This is a genomic window from Nocardioides sp. (genome assembly GCF_041393715.1).
In the GTDB taxonomy this organism is placed as follows: Bacteria; Actinomycetota; Actinomycetes; order Propionibacteriales; family Nocardioidaceae; genus Nocardioides.
The window spans coordinates 308,348-325,562 of the sequence record NZ_JAWKJQ010000003.1 but is presented as its reverse complement, the minus strand read 5'-3'; the positions used below and the strand labels follow the sequence as shown (position 1 = coordinate 325,562).

The window sequence follows — 17,215 nt, the reverse complement described above, 5'->3', positions numbered from 1 at the left end:
CATCCGGACCCGGCGTCGGGGCGCGTGGCGTGGGCGTCGCTCAGGAGCGCTTCACGGCCGCCTTCATCTGCTTCTTGTGGTCGCGCACCTTCTGCAACGACTCGGGGTCCACGACGTCGGCCACCGACCGGTAGCCCGGCTCGGCGTAGGCGCCCGCCGCCTGCTCCCAGCCGGCGGGCCGCACGCCCAGCTGCTTGGCGAGGAGCGCCACGAAGATCTGCGCCTTCTGCTTCCCGAACCCGGGCAGTGCGGTCAGCCTGCGCATCAGCTCTCGGCCGCTGTCGGCCTCCTGCCAGAGTCGCGCCGCGTCGCCGTCGTACTCGTCGACGACGAGCGCGGCGAGGGCCTGCAGCCGCGCCGCCATCGAGCCGGGGAACCGGTGGATGGCCGGGGGGACGGCGCAGAGCGCGGCGAACGCCTCGGGGTCCGCCTCAGCGATCCGGCGGGGGTCCAGGGTCTCGAAGCGGTCGAGCACCTTCGCCGGTCCCCGGAAGGCGTGCTCCATGGGGTACTGCTGGTCGAGCATCATGCCGACCAGCAGCGCGAACGGGTCGTCGGTCAGGACCTGGTCGGCGTCGGGGTCGCCGGTGATCTGGATGGCCATGGGGCCATCATGCCTGGACCCCGCGTCTCGGCGCGGCCGTGCCGAGCCGGGTCAGGTCGGGTCAGGCCGGGTCAGGCCGGGTCAGGTCGGGTCAGACCTGCGGATCGGCCTTCACCGCCAGGACCGGGCAGGGCGCGTCCAGCAGCACCCGCTGGGCGTTGCTGCCGAGGATGAGCTTGCCCACGGGCGAACGCCGGCGCAGCCCGATCACGATCAGGTCGGCGTCGTTGGCGTCGGCGATGCTGATCAGGTCCTCGGCGGGCTCGAAGCCGCGGACGAGATGGCGGACGTCGTGCTCCACGTCGGCGCCCTCGAGGTAGCGGTTGACCTTCGCCAGCACCTCGTCGGTGTGGATCGAGGCCTCGCCGTCGAAGTCGTCGCCGCCCCGGTGCGAGCTGACCACGACCAGCTTGCTGTCGCGGAGCTTGGCCTCCTCGATCGCCCGCTTCAGGGCCGCCACTCCCTCGGGCTTGTCGACAAAACCCACCACCACGGTCCCCATTGACCATCCTCCTCGCTCGGCGGGCCGACCAGGGCCCTCATGGGCACCGTATCGAACCCGGGGCCCGGCTCGGCAGCGTGTCGGGCCCGACGCGCGCCTGTGGACGATGACGGCGCCCCGGGCCGCCGCCGGGCAGGCTGACGACGTGGACGGCCTGAGCGAACCCCTCGACCGCGACCTGGCCCGGGCGCTGCGGTCGGCGGCCCTGGAGCTGCGCGACCGTCGCCGAGGTCGCCGGTTCCCCGCCGAGGTGTCCATCGGTGCGCTCGGGGTGCCTCGGCACCGTCGGTCGACGGTGCTGGAGCTCGACGAGGGCGAACCGCTCGACCACACGTTGCGCTGCGAGGTCGCCGCCGCTCTGCTCGCGCGGGCGGTGGCTGACGAACCGGCCCCGGTCGCCTGGCTGGCCAGGCCGGGACCGCTGGGCTGGCACGACCTGGATGCGCGGTGGTGGCCGGCGTTCGCCGCGGCCTACGCCGGGCCGGGGTGCCGCTCACCGCCGTCGTGGTCACCAAGGCGGGGTGGTACGACCCGCGCACGGGCCTGCGGCGCGGTGGAAGCGGCTGCGCTACCGCACCGCCGCCCGGCCCGACGGCGGCCCGCCCGTGGAGACGCCGGAGCACCGCTAGTCCCAGGTGTGCACCGGCTCGTTGGTGTGCATGTTGGTGCGGTACTCCTCGAGCACCGCGCGCAGGGCGTCGTAGCGGTCCTGGCCGGCCCGCCCGGCCATCTTGGCCACGAACCACTCCGCGCCGTTGGTCCCGGTCAGGCAGCGCTGCTCGATGATGCCGAGCAGCCGGTCCCGCTCGTCGGCCTCGACCCCCCACGCCTCCAGGCCGGCGTGGGCGAGCGGGAGCAGCCGCCGCAGCACCAGCTCGGTCGCCCCGACCTGGCCGATCCCGGGCCAGTAGAGCTGCGCGTCGATGCCGCGCTGGGCGGCCACGTGGAAGTTCTCCTCGGCGGCGCTGAAGGACATCTGGGTCCACAGCGGCCGCTCGTTCTCGGCCAGCGCACGCACCAGCCCGAAGTAGAACGCGGCGTTGGCCATCAGGTCTGCCACCGTCGGGCCCGCCGCGAGCAGGCGGTTCTCGACGCGTAGATGCGGGACTCCGCTGGAGATGTCGTAGACCGGCCGGTTCCAGCGGTAGATCGTGCCGTTGTGCAGGCGCAGCTCGTGCAGCTGGGGGACACCGCCGGAGTCCAGCACCGCCATCGGGTCCTCGTCGTCGGTGATCGGGAGCAACGCCGGGAAGTAGCGGACGTTCTCCTCGAACAGGTCGAACACCGAGGTGATCCACCGCTCGCCGAACCACACCCGGGGCCGCACCCCCTGCACCTTGAGCTCCTCGCTACGGGTGTCGGTGGCCTGCTCGAACAGCGGTATCCGGGTCTCCCGCCACAGCTGCTTGCCCAGCAGGTAGGGCGCGTTGGCGCCCAGCGCGAGCTGCACGCCGGCGATCACCTGGGAGGCGTTCCAGTACTCGGGGAAGTCGTCGGGCGAGGTCTGCACGTGGAACTGGGTGCTCGTGCAGGCGGCCTCGGGAAGGATCGAGTCGGAGGTGGTGTCGAGGCGCTCGTCGGGGCCGGTGATCGAGATCGTGATGTCCTCGCCGCGCGCCTGCAGGATCTGCTCGCTGAGCAGGCGGTAGCGCGGGTTGGCGCTGATCGACTGCGGCCCCATGTGACCGGGCTGCAGCGTCGGCAGGATGCCGATCATCACCAGGTGGGCGCCCACCTCGGAGGACTTGGCCTCCGCGTCGTTGAGGCTGTGCCGGAGGCTCTCCTCGAACGTCGTCAGGCCGCGCTCGCGCAGCTTGGCGGGCTCGACGTTGATCTCGATGTTGAACTGCCCCAGCTCGGTCTGGAACGCCGGGTCGGCGATGGCGGCGAGGGCCTCGGCGTTCTTCAGCGCCGGATCACCGGCTTCGTCGACGAGGTTGAGCTCCACCTCGAGACCGGTCATCGGGTCGTCGGTGTCGAACGCGGACTCACCCAGCATCCGCTCGAACACGTCGAGGCAGCGCCGGACCTTCTCCCGGTGCCGGGTGCGATCGGCTCGCGAGAACTCCTGTGCGTCGACCTCTTCGCCCATGGCGGCACCCTACGGGGCCGTGCCGCTCCCGCCCAGGGTCTCTCCACGCCTCGGTGCGCAGGCGGGCGGCGAGCGCTCAGGCGAGGTCACGGACCACCCGGTCGAGGTCGTCGCGCCACCTGCTGGGCGGGACCGCATGGAGCAGCAGGTCGCTCAGTGCGAGCGCCCAGCCGTCGTCTGGCCGCTCGGCTCGGCAGCGGTCGATCGCACACCACGCCAGCGCGCCCTGGCCACCCAGCCAGGCGACGAAGCCCAGGAGCGATGCGGGCCCCGCCACCCAGCCGGGCGGTGCGGCTCGCAGCACGTGGGTCCACAGCGCCGTCTGGCTGTCGGCGCACTCCCGCGACTGCGCACGCAGCGCCACCTCCCAGAGCGCGGGGTCGGCCAGGTCGCGGACCAGGCGTGCCGTGTCGAGGTCGCCGGGGTCGGGGTCGGCCACCGGGTCGCGCCGGTCGGCTGCCGCCATCGCCGACCGCAACCAGCCGGCCTCGGCGGCCCGCTGGCGCGCGGCCAGCCGCTCGGGGAGCTCGGCCAGGTGTGTCGCGGTGCGCGCCACCTGGGAGGGCGACGGCGCGATCGAGGCCGCCAGCGCGGCCCGACTGGAGTAGGTCACCTGACCGCGCAGGATCCCCTCCGCGGCGAACCGGTGTCGGCTCAGGTCGTAGTCCGCGGCGGGTCCCCGGCCGCCCTCGGGCGGCAGCGGGAACCACTGCCGCCCGTCGGCCTGGATCACGTCGACCACCGAGACGCCCTCAGCGGTGAACGCCTCGACCAACGCCCGCGCCAGACCGGGGCGGGGCGCCCTGCCGGAGAACACCAGGAACGCCACCCTCCGCAGGTCGTGGACCAGCACGGGTGTCAGCAGCATCTCGACCACCTGCGGCACGTCGGCGTCGGTGTCGGGCAGGTCGACGCGTGCGTGGAAGGCGCGGGCCCCGAAGGTGAGCATCACCAGGGACTCCTCGGGCTGGAACCCGAGCACCAGCGGTGCCAGCGCGAGCAGGTCCTCGGGCGTGCGAGCGGTCAGGGTCGTCGGCTCCATGCCCCGAGGCTCCCCCGCTTCGGCCGAGCTCGGCGAGGGCCAGGTGCGGCCCTGTGGAAGGCCGACCTCCGGGCGTCGACCGGGACGGAACCTGGCCCATGTCGGCGTACCGGCTGTCGGCGGCGGCCGGTACGGTCGGCCCATGCCGACCGAGCCTTCCCGCTGAGGCGAGCGTCGTGCGCGCCACCGCGTCGGTCCTGCATCTGGACCTCGACGCCTTCTTCGCCGCCGTCGAGCAGCGCGACAAGCCGTCACTGCGCGGCAAGCCGGTGGTGGTGGGCGGCGTCGGCGGTCGCGGGGTGGTGGCGACGGCGTCCTACGAGGCCCGCGCGTACGGCGTCCGCTCCGCGATGTCGACCCGGGAGGCGCGGGCCCGGTGCCCGCACGCGGCGTTCCTCAGCGGCCGCTTCCACGCCTATCGGCAGACCAGTCAGACCGTCATGGAGCTGCTCCGCGAGATCTCCCCGCTCGTCGAGCCCCTCTCCCTCGACGAGGCGTTCGTCGACCTGGAGCGCTCGGCGCTCCCCGACCACGAGGTCGCCACCGTGACGGCATTCGCCGAGCAGCTGCGAGGGCGTGTGGCCGAGGCCACCGGCGGGCTGACCGCGTCGGTCGGGCTCGGCACCAGCAAGTTCATCGCCAAGGTCGCCAGCGACCTCGACAAGCCCGACGGCCTCGTCGTGGTCGCGCCCGGCACCGAGCTCGACCTGCTCCGCCCGATGCATGTCACCGTGATCCCGGGGGTCGGCCCCGCCACCGCGGAGCGGCTACGCCGGGCCGGCGTCCACACCGTCGCCGATCTGGAGCAGGTCAGCCTGGAGGAGCTGGTGCGGCTCGTCGGGAAGGCACACGGTCAGACCCTCCACGAGCTGGCGCACGCCCGCGACGACCGGCCGGTGGTGCCCGAGCGGGAGACCAAGTCGGTCAGCGTGGAGGGCACCTACGACACCGACCTCACCGACCGCACCCTGATGGCCGGGCTGCTGACCCGTCAGGCCGGCGAGGTGGCGACCCGGCTCCGCAAGGCCGGCCTCTCGGGGCGCACCGTGTCCATCAAGGTGCGCCTCTACGACTTCACCACCCTGAGCCGCTCGACGACCCTGACCTCGCCGACCGACACCGCGACCACCATCGCCCGGCTCGCCCGTGGGCTGCTCGACGACCTCGACACCTCGGGTGGGGTCCGACTGCTCGGGGTCGGCGTCTCCGGGCTGGCCGACTGGGTGCAGGAGGACCTGTTCGGCGAGCTCGACCCCGCCCCGGACGACGACGAGGAGCCGCCGCCCGAGCTCCCGGCCACCGCCCGGCACCGCGCCTGGGCGCCGGGCATGGACGTCGTCCACGACGAGCTCGGCGCCGGGTGGGTCTGGGGCTCGGGCCGTGGCGTGGTGACGGTGCGCTTCGAGACGCGCGACACGCCCGCCGGACCGGTGCGCTCCTTCAGGGTCGACGACGAGGCGCTGCACCGGGCCCCGGTACCCGAGGCTCCCAGCGACGGAACCTGACCGCGTCGCCCGGGCGCAGCTGCGCGCACCGGAACAGGTCATCGGCCTCCACCACCGCCACCACTGGATAGCCGCCGGTGGTCGGATGGTCGGCCAGCATCACCACGGGCTGGCCGTCGGGCGGGACCTGGACGGCGCCGAGCACCAGCCCCTCGCTCGGCAGCTCCCGTTCCACGACCCTGGCCAGCGGCGACCCCGTCAACCGCAGTCCGACCCGGTTGGAGGCCGCGTCGACGACGTACTCCTCACGGGTGAGGTGGTCCAGCACCTGGTCGGCGAACCAGTCGGCGCGCGGCCCGGGACGCACCCGCAGCGGCCCCTCCCCCTCCACCCGCGCCGGTACGTCGACCGGCCGGGGCGTCCGGCCGGGCCCCACCGGAAGTCGCATCCCCACGGTGAGGGCGGGTGGGCCGACCCAGGCGAGGGTGTCCGTCGACCGCGAGCCGAGCACGGGCTCCACGGCGACGCCGCCGGAGACCGCCAGATAGCTGCGCACGCCCCTGGTGGCCGCGCCGACGCTCAGCTCGGCGCCGGCCGCGATGCTCAGCGGCTCCCCGAAGGGCCGCCCGCGGCCGTCGACCTCCACCGCGCAGGGCGCCCCCGTGACGGCCACGGTGACCGCACGGAGCGCGCGCACCGAGAGGCCGAGGAGCGTGGTCTCCAGGAGCGCGGCGCCCGGTTCGTTGCCGACCAGGCGGTTGGCCAGATCGGCCGCCGGTCGGTCCAGCGGGCCGGCCTCGGGGACCCCGAGGTGCGCGAACCCGCGGCGGCCCGCGTCCTGCACGGTCACCAGGCCCTCGGCGCGCGTCACCTCCAGCGTCATGGCTGCACCACGATCCGGACCCGGGTGCCGGGCGGCAGCAGAGCGGGCGGCTCGCGCTCGGGCTCCCAGAGCGAGGCCTCGGTGTGTCCAAGCAGCCGCCAGCCACCCGGGGACCCGGTCGGATAGACGCCGGTCCAGGTGTCGGCGATCCCCACCGCCCCGGCCGGGACCCGCGACCGGGGCGACTCCAGGCGTGGGACCGCCAGCTCCTCCGGCAGCCCGGCGAGGTAGGGAAAGCCCGGAGCGAAGCCGCAGAAGGCCACCACGTGCTCGACGGCGGCGTGGGTGGCAACCGCCTCCCGGCGGGTCATCCCCCATCGGCGCGCGACGTCGTCGAGGTCGGGGCCGTCGTAGCGCACCGGCAGCTCGACCAGGGGTCCCCGGGCGCGTGCCTCGCCCGGGACCCAGCCGGCGAGCACCCGCTCGACCCCGGCCACCGCGGCGTCGGTGAGGTCGGACCTGTCGCCGTCCACAGCGCCGTCCGCGCCGCCATACGCACCGCCGCGCACCCCACTGAGCAGCACCGTGCGCGCACCGGGCACCACCTCGTCGGCCAGCCGCCGCGACCGCAGCCAGGCGGCGAGCTCACCGGCGGTCCCGGGGCCGTCGAGCTCGACGAGCAGCGCGCGGGCGCCGTAGCGACGGATCCTCACCGGACCAGTATCCCGACCGGACCCGGCGCGCCCACCACCCGGAACACCTCGACCGGCGCCTCGGCGCTGTGTCATCCTGGTGCCGAAATAGGGTGAGGGGCTCCAGATGGTATGAGCATCAGGAGCCCCTCGGCTTGACCGCTCGGTGACGTCCCGGTCGATCGCGCTTCTCCTCCGGTCCCGCCGGCACCCGTCACCGGTTCGGCGCGGCGGGCAAGCCCGCCGGATGGACCTTCTTTTCCACTCGATCCCCAGCCCCGCAAGCGGAACTGGTAGAGAGAGTTCTACGCCTCCGGCACCGCCGGCGCAAGGGGAAATCCGAAGAAACTTGGGGCAAATCCTGGGTGTCGGCGTGTCGTCCACAGAACGTCCCTCGGCGTCCACAGGAGGACCGGTTCTCTCCACAGATCAGGGCCCCACCTGTGGAGAACCGCCGGCCGCAGCACGTCACCCCGGAGCCGCTCCTCGGGGCCGATCCGCCCGGGCCGATCCGCCGGGGCCGATCCTCAGAAGCCGGCCTCAGAAGCCGTCCTCAGAGACCGGTCAGCCGGAAGCCGGCGTCGAGCAGGGCGCGCCGCACCGCCCGGGCATGGGCGACGGCGCCCGGGGTGTCGCCGTGCAGGCAGACAGAGTCGACCCGCCGGGCCAGGTCGACGGCCCGCCGGGCGATCTCGTCGGTGTCGGTGAGCAGCGCGCCCGGCCGGTCGCGGGGCACCAGACCGCCGTCGGGCAGGTAGCCGCGGTCGGGGAAGCCCTCGTGCCAGACCCGTCGCCGACCCGCCGCCGCGAGCTCCAGCACCACCGCGCCGGGCAGGCCGAGGACCGGCAGCGACCCGGAGCCGTCGAGCACCGCCCGCGCCTGCTCCGGGTCGGTGGCGACCCGGTGGTAGAGCGCACCGTGCGGCTTGACGTAGCGGACCGCGACCCCCGCCTCGGCCGCGAGCGCCGCCAGCGTGCCGACCTGGTCGGTCACCTGCTCGCGGAGCACGTCGTAGGCGACCTCGCGCGCCACCCGGCCGAAGCCCGGCCGGTCGGCGTAGGACACCTGGGCGCCGACCGAGACGCCCAGCCGGGCAGCCTCCTCGCACACCGCACGCATGATGGCCGGCGAGCCGGCGTGATAGCCGCAGGCGACGTTGGCCGAGGTCACCAGCGCCAGCAGTGCGGCGTCGTCGGTCACCTCCTCGCCCAGGTCGGCGTTGAGGTCCACCACCAGCCCGGTCTCGGGGGGTGTCGCGGCTGGCCCTGCCTCGGGTGTCACGTCCCCCATTGTCCTTGGCTACCCTCGCCTCATGCAGCCCCCCGTCGCCGCGCGCCGTGAGCACCGTCAGACCCACCACGGCCAGGTCCGGGTCGACCACTACGAGTGGCTGCGGAGGAAGGACGACCCCGAGGTGACGGCCTACCTCGAGGCCGAGAACGCCTACACCGAGGAGCGCACCGACCACCTCGCCGACCTCCGTGAGGCGATCTTCGACGAGATCAAGGCGCGCACCCTGGAGACCGACCTCTCGGTCCCCACCCGCAACCGGGGGTTCTGGTACTACTCCCGCTCCTTCGAGGGCAAGCAGTACGGCGCCAGCTGCCGCGTCCCGGTCACCGACGAGGCCGACTGGCTGCCCCCGAAGCCCGCGGAGGACTGCCGGCCCGACGAGCCCGCGCTGCCCGGCGAGCAGCTGCTGCTCGACCTCAACGAGCTCGCCGAGGGCCACGAGTTCTTCTCGCTCGGCGGGTCCAGCGTGAGCCTCGACGGAAGGCTGCTGGCCTACTCCGTCGACACCCGCGGCGACGAGCGCTACACCGTGCGGGTCAAGGACCTCGAGCACGGCGACCTGCTGACCGACGAGCTGACCGACGTGATGGGCGGGGTCACCTGGAGCCGAGACGGCCTCGACCTCTACTACGCCACCGTCGACGAGTCCTGGCGGCCGGACCGGATCTGGCGGCACCGGCTCGGCACCCCTCAGGACGACGACGAGCTCGTCTACCACGAGACCGACGCGCGGTTCTGGGTCGGCTGCGGCCGCACCCGCTCCGACCGGTTCCTCGTGGTGGCGGCGGGGTCGAAGACGACCTCGGAGTACCACGTCCTCGACACCGACGACCCGCAGGCGGGATGGCAGGTCTTCGCACCGCGCCGCGAGGGCCTCGAGTACTCCCTCGAGCACGCCGTGCTCGGCGGCCGCGACGTGTTCCTGGTGCTGCACAACGCCACCGGCGCGGACTTCGAGATCGGGGTGGCCCCCGTCGCGCCGACCGACCCCGAGGACTGGCGCCCGCTCGTCGCGCACGACCCGGCCGTCCGCCTCGAGTCGGTCGACGCCTTCCGCAGCCACCTGGTCGTCCACCAGCGCAGCGAGGGGCTCACCCAGCTGCGCATCCTGGGGCTCGACGACACCGGCGTGGCCGACGACCATCTCGTCGAGTTCGACCACGAGGTCTACACCGTCGGCAGCGGCGGCAACCCGTCGTTCGACCAGCCCGTGGTGCGGCTCGGCTACACCACGCTCGCGGTGCCCAGCTCCGTCTACAGCTACGACGTCCGCGACCGCGAGCTCACCCTGCTGCGCCGCTCCCCCGTCCTCGGGGGCTACGACCCCGACGACTACGAGGAGCACCGGGTCTGGGCCACCTCCTCCGACGGCGAGCGGGTCCCGGTGTCGCTGGTGTGCCGCCGGGGCGCCCGCGACGACGGGCCGATCCCCTTCCTGCTCTACGGCTACGGCGCCTACGAGATGTCGATCGACCCCTACTTCTCCGTGGCCCGGCTCTCGCTGTTGGACCGCGGGGCGGGATTCGCCATCGCCCACGTCCGTGGCGGCGGCGAGATGGGCCGGCGGTGGTACGACCAGGGCAAGCTCGACCACAAGCGGGCCACCTTCGACGACTTCGTGGCGGCGGCCCGACACCTCGTCGACACCGGCTGGGCCACGCCGGAGACGCTGGTCTGCGAAGGGGCCAGCGCGGGTGGCCTGCTGGTGGGTGCCGTGGTCAACCAGGCGCCCGAGCTGTTCGCGGGCGTGGTGGCGGGTGTCCCCTTCGTCGACAACCTGACCACGATGCTCGACGCCTCCCTGCCGCTGACGGTCACCGAGTACGACGAGTGGGGCAATCCGGAGGCCGATCCCGAGGTCTACGCCTACCTCGCCGGCTACGCCCCCTACGACAACGTCGTGGCCCAGGACTACCCGCCGATCCTCGCGGAGACCTCGCTCAACGACACCCGGGTGCTCTATGTCGAGCCCGCCAAGTGGGTGGCCAAGCTGCGCGCGACGGCGACCGGACGCCGGGACTTCCTGCTGCGCACCGAGATGGTGGCCGGGCACGCGGGCGTGTCCGGCCGCTACAAGTCCTGGCAGGACCGGGCCTTCTCCCTGGCCTGGATGCTCGACCGGATGGGCCTCGCCGACCGGTCGCCCCAGGGCGCGGCGCCTCTCCCCGCGGGGGCCTGATGTCCCACCCCGCCGTCCTCCTCGACCTCGACCGCACGCTGGTCGACGTCCAGTCGTTCACCGACTACGACACCGCCTGGCGCGACGTGCTGGCGGTGCTCGGGCAGGCCGTCGAGGAGCACGGGCCGGAGACCGGCTGGACCGCAGCGACGCGAGCCTGCATGGCGCTGCTCGGGCAGCTGCCCGCCGGCGACCAGTGGTACGCCGTCTCCGAGACGATCGCCGGCCACGAGCGGGCCGCCGTCGGGCTGTCCCGACCGATGCCCGGTGTGGCGGCGTTCCTCGAGGCGCTGTCGGGCGTGCCGGTGGCCGTGGTCACGCTGCTCCCCCAGGACGTCGCCCGGCAGGTGCTGGAGCGCCACGGGCTGGGCGTCGACGCCGTGGTGGGCCGCGACCCGCTGGTGCGTCCCAAGCCCGCGGGCGACGGGCTGCGGCGCGCCCTGGAGCTCCTGGGGGCGTCGTCCGACGGCTGTCACATGGTCGGCGACAGCGCCTGGGACGCCGCCGCCGCCCGCGAGGCCGGCGTGGGCTTCATCGGCGTGCACTCCCCCTGCTCGGAGTTCAGCGCCTTCCCCGAGGCACCCGTCGCGGCGAGCCTGGCGGCCGCGCTCCCCCACCTGCGTCCCTCCTGACCGGCTCCGGCCGCGCGACCGTCTCGGGGAGATCACTGAGAACTCCCTGAGAGTTGCCGACAGCGGCAACTTCCGAGGGCTGCCACACGTCTGGCTGGGTACAAGGCAACAACGCAGGAGCGGGAACACCCGATCCCCGGCCGGTGTTGTAGCAGGCAGTGGGACCGACGCCACGCGTCGGCCCATGCAAGGAGGAGGAACCAGCCACCATGGCAACCCGCACGGCAACCCCGGGGCGTGAGATCGAGGGGCGCGACAGCGTCGGCCTCTACCTCGACGAGATCGCCCGCAACCCCCTGCTGGACGCCGCCCTCGAGGTGGAGCTCTCCAAGACCATCGAGGCCGGCCTGATGGCCGAGGCGCTGCTCGCCGAGGGCCGCATCGGCCGCAAGAAGGGCGGCGCCCCCGGCTACGCCTCCGTCGAAGAGCTGGAGTGGCTCGCCGAGGAGGGCCGCAAGGCCGTCGACACGTTCATCACCGCCAACCTGCGACTGGTCGTCTCGATCGCCCGCAAGTACGGCCGCGCGCAGATGCCGATGCTCGACCTGATCCAGGAGGGCAACACCGGCCTGATCCGGGCAGTGGAGAAGTTCGACTACACCAAGGGCTACAAGTTCTCGACCTACGCGACCTGGTGGGTGCGCCAGGCGATCACCCGGGGCATCGCCCAGCAGGCCCGCGTGGTCCGGCTCCCCGTCCACGTCGTCGAGGAGCTCAACCAGGTCGGGGGCGCCCGGCGCACCCTCGAGCGGCAGCTGGGCCGCGACCCCGACCCGGCCGAGATCGCCGCCGAGCTGGGCATGGACCTCGACCGGGTCCTCGACCTGATGGCCTGGGGCCGCGAGCACGTCAGCCTGGACACCCCCGTCGACGAGGACGGCGACACCTCACTGGGCGACCTGATGGCCCAGGAGACCGCCCCCGGTCCCGACCTGGAGGTCCTCGACGTCGAGGCCCGGGCCCGGCTGGACCAGCTGGTCGAGCAGCTCGACGAGCGCGCGGCCGACATCATCCGGTCCCGCTACGGCCTGCTCGACGGTCGCCAGCACAAGCTCGCCGACATCGGCGCCCGCCACGGCATCTCCGCCGAGCGGGTCCGCCAGCTCGAGCGCGAGGCGCTGGCCAAGCTGCGCCGCTTCGCCGACCCCGACCTGGCCGCCTGACCCGGTCCGCCGGCCGACAGATCAGCCTGAGCGCAGGGCTGCGACGACCTCCGCCACCCGGTGGCGGAGGTCGTCCCATGTCCCGGTGTTGTCGATGACGTAGGTCGCCGCGGCGAGCCGCTCCTCCCGGGTCGCCTGGGCGGCGATCCGGGCCTCGGCCTCCGCGACGGTGAGGCCGCGCGAGCCGACCATCCGCTGCACCTGCAGCTCCGCGGGTGCGTCGACCACGATCACGGCGTCGAAGGCGTCGGCCTGACCGGTCTCCACCAGCAGCGGGATGTCGTGCACCACCAGCGCGCCGGCGGGGGCGGCCGCCTCGAGCTCGGCCGCCCGAGCCCGCACCCGCGGGTGGATGATGGCCTCCGGCCGGCGTCGCGCCGCCTCGTCGGCGAACACCAGCGCACCCAGTGCCGGTCGGTCCAGCGCCCCCTCGGGGTCGAGCACCTCCGTCCCGAACGCCGCCACCACCTCCTCCAGGCCGGTCGTCCCCGGGGCGACCACCTCGCGGGCGAGCAGGTCGGCGTCGATCAGCACCGCACCGTGCTCGACGAGCAGCTCGCCGACGCTGGTCTTGCCGGATGCGACGCCACCGGTCAGCCCTACCCGCACCGGTCAGCCCTCGTCGCCGCCGTCGGACGGCTCGCCGACCGGCCCCTCGGGCGCGCTCGCCGCGCTGCCCTCGGCCGAGGCATCGTCACGCCGGGCCCGCCGCTCGGCGGCCCGTTGCTCCTCGGCCTGCTGCTCGGCCCGGCGCTGCCGGTCGTAGCGCCGCCGCTGCTCCTCGGCACGCTCGCGCACCTGCCGCAGGAAGGCCGCGTCCTGCTCGGGGCTGCCCGCCGCGGCGCGGCCGGGGCGGTCGTACTCCGGGAACTCCGGTGCCGGCCGCTCGTAGGACCGCGGCCGGGCCGCCGGCCGGGCCGTCCGGCCACCAGCCAGAGCACCGAGCCCAGCAGCGGGAACAGCAGCACGACCACGAACCAGCCCAGCTTGGGCAGCCCACGGACCTGGTCGTCCCGGGTGCCGAGCAGGTCGACCAGACAGAACACCCACATCGCCAGCACGGCGATCCCGAGGAGGAGCTCCAGCTTGATCACCGAGACATTGTGACCCACGAGCGGCTCCCCCACGGCACGTGTCGGCCATGCGTCGCGGGTTTCGCGCCGACGCGTCGCCGTGCGTCCTCGCGGTCAGCCGAGCGCCAGGGCCGCGTGCGGCCAGGCCTCGGCGACCAGATCGGCACCGAGGCGCGCGGCCACGGCGTCGTAGACGTCGGCGTAGTGGCGGGCCACCCGTGCGGCGGTGTCCGGCGTCAGCTCGGCCGACTTGGGCGAGCTGTTGACGCGATGATCCAGGTCGGCGTCCGGCGGGTCGATCCCGATCCGTCCGCACAGCCGCGCCAGCGTCTCGGGCACGAACAGCCGCTCGTAGAGCTCCACGGTCACCTCGTCGGGGGCGAACACCTCGTCGAGCACGGCCAGCGTCTGCTGGTAGCGGGTGCGCATCTCGTGGAAGGGATGGTCGTAGGTGCGCAGCAGCCGCGCCTCGACCGTCTCCACCTGCTCCTCCGCGGGGTGGTTGCGGTGGTACATCCGCTCCGCGGACCAGATCCGCTCCACCGGGTCGCGCAGCAGGAACACCACGTGCAGCCCGATCCCCCGGCCGGCCAGCTCGGCGCGGATCGAGGCGAACCGGGCAGCCGACAGCCCGGCGTAGGCCGGAGTGAGGTCGGTCGTGGCCCGGATGCCGTCGGGGGCCAGCAGGCCGGCGAGATAGTCGAAGTACGTCGACGGGTCGGCGTAGAACACCGCCCGTTGGAGCGCCGGCGCGTCCGGGGCGCGGGCCGCGTCGGCGCCGCCCGACAGCCGGCGCAGCGCCCGCTCGGCCTTGGCCAGCATGGTGGCGCGCATGTCGGCCGCGGAGTCGAGGTCGAGCACGTCGAAGAGGTGGTACTCCTTCAGGCAGCCGGCGGCCTGGGGCGACCGGGCGAGGTAGTCGTGCAGCCACGACGTGCCGGCCTTCTGGGCTCCGACGCCGAGCACGAGCCGCTTGGTCGCCGGCGCGCTGGTCACCCGGCCAGCCTAGGGGCTCCGCGGCCTGCGGGGCGGGAGCCGCGACGAGACGGACGACGGGGCCGGGTCCCCGTGGGAGACCCGGCCCCGTCGTGGTGCCTGTCGGCTGCCGCCGGTCAGTTGCCGCCGGTGAGCTTCTCGCGGAGCGCCTGGAGCGCCTCGTCGGAGGCCAGCGAGCCGCCGGTCTCGGGCTCGGCGGTCTCGCCGGAGGGTAGGACGTGGCCTCGCCGGCCTCGACCTCGGCCGCGGCGGCCTCCTTCTGCTGCTTGACGTGGGCCTCCCAGCGGGCGTGCGCCTGGGCGTACTGCTCCTCCCAGGTGGCGCGCTGCTCGTCGTAGCCCTCGAGCCACTCGCCGGTCTCGGGGTCGAAGCCCTCGGGGTAGACGTAGTTGCCCTGCTCGTCGTAGGTCGCGGTCATGCCGTAGAGGGTCGGGTCGAACTCCTCGACATCGGTCGCGACGGCCGTCTCGTTGGCCTGCTTGAGCGACAGCGAGATCCGGCGCCGCTCGAGGTCGATGTCGATGATCTTGACCATGACGGAGTCGTTGACCTGGACGACCTGCTCGGGGATCTCCACGTGGCGCTCGGCCAGTTCGGAGATGTGCACCAGGCCCTCGATGCCCTCCTCGACCCGGACGAACGAGCCGAACGGCACCAGCTTGGTGACCTTGCCGGGCACGATCTGACCGATCTGGTGGGTGCGGGCGAAGTGCTGCCAGGGGTCCTCCTGCGTCGCCTTGAGCGACAGCGAGACCCGCTCGCGGTCCATGTCGACGTCGAGCACCTCGACGGTGACCTCGTCACCGACGGCCACGACCTCGCTGGGGTGGTCGATGTGCTTCCACGACAGCTCCGAGACGTGCACCAGGCCATCGACGCCACCGAGGTCCACGAAGGCACCGAAGTTGACGATCGAGGAGACCACGCCCTTGCGGATCTGGCCCTTGCCCAGCTGGGTGAGGAACCCGTGCCGCACCTCGGACTGGGTCTGCTCCAGCCACGCACGACGCGACAGCACCACGTTGTTGCGGTTCTTGTCGAGCTCGATGATCTTCGCCTCGAGCGTCTGGCCGACGTAGGGCTGCAGGTCGCGGACGCGACGCATCTCCACCAGCGACGCCGGGAGGAAGCCGCGCAGGCCGATGTCGAGGATCAGGCCGCCCTTGACGACCTCGATGACGGTGCCCTCGACGACGCCGTCCTCCTCCTTGACCTGCTCGATCGTGCCCCAGGCGCGCTCGTACTGGGCGCGCTTCTTGGACAGGATCAGCCGACCCTCCTTGTCCTCCTTCTGGAGGACCAGGGCCTCGACGGCGTCACCGACGGTGACGACCTCGGCCGGGTCGACGTCGTGCTTGATGGACAGCTCGCGCGAGGGGATGACGCCCTCGGTCTTGTAGCCGATGTCGAGCAGGACCTCGTCCCGGTCGACCTTGACGACGGTGCCATCCACGATGTCGCCGTCGTTGAAGTACTTGATGGTCTCGTCGATCGCGGCGAGGAAGTCCTCCTCCGAACCGATGTCGTTGACTGCCACCTGGGGGGCGTCGACGTCGCTCATGGGGTCCGTCAGAGGGGAGGTGAGGCTGCTCGTCATAGGGGAACTGGGTCCTTGGGTGGATAGGTGTCGTGCGGGCATGCCGGAGGTCGGTTTCACTACCGATGGAGCTCGTGCCCGACAAGGGACATCCGTGGGGATGGACCGCGGGGCCGTGATAGCGAGCCGGCGTCCGCTCCGTCTGGAACCCAGGCAGACCTCTGGCGAACGGTAAGCCTACGCGGGTGCGCCCACGTGCGTCCATTCCGGGGAACCGCCCAGTAGGGTCGCCGTCGTGGAGGACCACCTGCCGCAGCGGGTCCGGGTCGAGCGCCGCCAGGTCGACGAGGCGGAGTCGCGACGGGCCAACGGCCCCGACTGGGACCGGTACGCCGACGAGTACCAGGCCACGCACGGGGAGTTCCTCGGCGACGTGGGCTTCGTCTGGGGGCCCGAGGGGCTGACCGAGGAGCGCGCGCGGGTCCTCGGCGAGGTGGCGGGGCGCGACGTGCTGGAGGTCGGCTCCGGAGCCGGGCAGTGCTCCCGCTGGGTGCGCGCGCAGGGCGGTCGGGCCGTCGGGCTGGACCTGTCGCGGCGCCAGCTGCAGCACTCCCGCCGTCTCGACGACGAGACCGGGGTCGTGGTCCCCTCGGTGCTCGGGACCGCCACCGCCCTGCCGTTCCGGGCCCGGTCCTTCGACGTGGTGTTCTCGTCCTTCGGCGCCCTGCAGTTCATCGCGGCCCTCGACGTCGCGGTCGCCGAGACCGCGCGGGTGCTCCGCCCCGGCGGCAGGTTCGCCTTCTCGATCACCCATCCCACCCGCTGGAGCTTCCCCGACGACCCCGGTGAGCTCGGCCTGGTCGCGTCGCAGTCCTACTGGGACCGGACGCCGTACGTCGAGGTCGACGACGCCACCGGTGTCGTGAGCTACGTCGAACACCACCGCACCCTCGAGGACTGGGTCGACGTGCTGGCCCGGCACGGCTTCGCGGTGGTCCGCCTGGTCGAGCCCGAGTGGCCCGAGGACCATGACCGGGTGTGGGGTGGCTGGAGCCGGCTGCGGGGCCGGCTGACCCCGGGGACGGCGATCATCGCGGCCACGTTGCGGCAGCCGGCCGACGGCCGGGAGTGACGCCGGGCC

General features: G+C 73.3%; 15 protein-coding genes and 2 pseudogenes. 5 read left to right on the top strand and 12 right to left on the bottom strand.

The genetic code is table 11. The features are described from left to right. Window positions 1–40 precede the first annotated feature (40 nt). The 4 genes from R2740_RS06900 to R2740_RS06885 all read right to left on the bottom strand — a co-directional run bounded on the left by R2740_RS06900 (window position 41) and on the right by R2740_RS06885 (window position 4,240). A complete protein-coding gene (locus tag R2740_RS06900; RefSeq protein ID WP_371301946.1) occupies window positions 41–604 on the bottom strand; it encodes an HhH-GPD-type base excision DNA repair protein in 564 nt (187 codons plus the stop codon). Between the two features lie 91 nt (window positions 605–695). Then, on the bottom strand, window positions 696–1,106 hold the full coding sequence (locus R2740_RS06895; RefSeq protein ID WP_371301945.1) for a universal stress protein: 411 nt from the start codon (window positions 1,104–1,106) through the stop codon (window positions 696–698). Window positions 1,107–1,731: 625 nt separating this feature from the next. Next, the gene (locus R2740_RS06890) at window positions 1,732–3,198 is read right to left on the bottom strand and encodes a glutamate--cysteine ligase (RefSeq protein WP_371301944.1); all 1,467 of its coding nucleotides are present in this window, start codon (window positions 3,196–3,198) and stop codon (window positions 1,732–1,734) included. Window positions 3,199–3,274: 76 nt separating this feature from the next. Beyond that, complete coding sequence (locus R2740_RS06885) at window positions 3,275–4,240, bottom strand: DUF4192 domain-containing protein (protein ID WP_371301943.1); 966 nt, start codon at window positions 4,238–4,240, stop codon at window positions 3,275–3,277. A gap of 176 nt (window positions 4,241–4,416) precedes the next feature. Here R2740_RS06885 and R2740_RS06880 point away from each other — a divergent pair, with 176 nt between their 5' ends. Next, on the top strand, window positions 4,417–5,745 hold the full coding sequence (locus R2740_RS06880) for a DNA polymerase IV (protein ID WP_371301942.1): 1,329 nt from the start codon (window positions 4,417–4,419) through the stop codon (window positions 5,743–5,745). Here the strand turns inward: R2740_RS06880 and R2740_RS06875 are convergent. The 3 genes from R2740_RS06875 to pxpA all read right to left on the bottom strand — a co-directional run bounded on the left by R2740_RS06875 (window position 5,681) and on the right by pxpA (window position 8,437). Further along, on the bottom strand, window positions 5,681–6,568 hold the full coding sequence (locus tag R2740_RS06875; protein ID WP_371301941.1) for a biotin-dependent carboxyltransferase family protein: 888 nt from the start codon (window positions 6,566–6,568) through the stop codon (window positions 5,681–5,683). The two genes, R2740_RS06880 and R2740_RS06875, sit on opposite strands and share 65 nt — an antisense overlap. Further along, window positions 6,565–7,221 (bottom strand): allophanate hydrolase subunit 1, encoded by a 657-nt coding sequence (locus tag R2740_RS06870; protein ID WP_371301940.1) that lies wholly within the window; start codon window positions 7,219–7,221, stop codon window positions 6,565–6,567. Before R2740_RS06870 ends, R2740_RS06875 begins: the two co-directional genes overlap by 4 nt. A gap of 532 nt (window positions 7,222–7,753) precedes the next feature. Beyond that, on the bottom strand, window positions 7,754–8,437 hold the full coding sequence (pxpA, locus tag R2740_RS06865; protein WP_371301991.1) for a 5-oxoprolinase subunit PxpA: 684 nt from the start codon (window positions 8,435–8,437) through the stop codon (window positions 7,754–7,756). A 76-nt stretch (window positions 8,438–8,513) separates the two neighbouring features. Here pxpA and R2740_RS06860 point away from each other — a divergent pair, with 76 nt between their 5' ends. The 3 genes from R2740_RS06860 (at window position 8,514) to R2740_RS06850 (ending at window position 12,468) form a co-directional block, all read left to right on the top strand. Continuing rightward, the gene (locus R2740_RS06860; protein ID WP_371301939.1) at window positions 8,514–10,673 is read left to right on the top strand and encodes a S9 family peptidase; all 2,160 of its coding nucleotides are present in this window, start codon (window positions 8,514–8,516) and stop codon (window positions 10,671–10,673) included. Next, window positions 10,673–11,305 carry an HAD family hydrolase gene (locus R2740_RS06855; RefSeq protein ID WP_371301938.1) on the top strand — a complete coding sequence of 211 codons (633 nt, stop codon included), beginning with the start codon at window positions 10,673–10,675 and terminating at the stop codon, window positions 11,303–11,305. Before R2740_RS06860 ends, R2740_RS06855 begins: the two co-directional genes overlap by 1 nt. A 209-nt stretch (window positions 11,306–11,514) precedes the next feature. After that, window positions 11,515–12,468: an RNA polymerase sigma factor RpoD/SigA gene (locus R2740_RS06850; protein WP_371301937.1), complete on the top strand. Its 954-nt coding sequence runs from the start codon at window positions 11,515–11,517 to the stop codon at window positions 12,466–12,468. 21 nt (window positions 12,469–12,489) lie between these two features. On the opposite strand, the gene coaE is transcribed toward R2740_RS06850, so the two are convergent. From coaE to rpsA, 5 genes and pseudogenes are all read right to left on the bottom strand, one after another. Beyond that, window positions 12,490–13,077, bottom strand: coding sequence for a dephospho-CoA kinase (gene coaE, locus R2740_RS06845; RefSeq protein ID WP_371301936.1), 588 nt, complete (start codon window positions 13,075–13,077; stop codon window positions 12,490–12,492). Window positions 13,078–13,080: 3 nt separating this feature from the next. Next, complete coding sequence (locus R2740_RS06840) at window positions 13,081–13,266, bottom strand: hypothetical protein (protein ID WP_371301995.1); 186 nt, start codon at window positions 13,264–13,266, stop codon at window positions 13,081–13,083. A gap of 176 nt (window positions 13,267–13,442) precedes the next feature. Further along, window positions 13,443–13,520, bottom strand: a pseudogene (locus R2740_RS06835) (hypothetical protein); the annotation flags it as partial. 135 nt (window positions 13,521–13,655) lie between these two features. Continuing rightward, window positions 13,656–14,537, bottom strand: a complete 882-nt coding sequence (locus tag R2740_RS06830; protein ID WP_371301935.1) for a hypothetical protein — start codon at window positions 14,535–14,537, stop codon at window positions 13,656–13,658. Between the two features lie 116 nt (window positions 14,538–14,653). Beyond that, window positions 14,654–16,134 (bottom strand): annotated as a pseudogene (rpsA, locus tag R2740_RS06825) (30S ribosomal protein S1). A gap of 235 nt (window positions 16,135–16,369) precedes the next feature. Between rpsA and R2740_RS06820 the strand changes: the two are divergent. Continuing rightward, window positions 16,370–17,206 (top strand): class I SAM-dependent methyltransferase, encoded by an 837-nt coding sequence (locus R2740_RS06820; RefSeq protein WP_371301934.1) that lies wholly within the window; start codon window positions 16,370–16,372, stop codon window positions 17,204–17,206. Window positions 17,207–17,215: the final 9 nt, after the last annotated feature.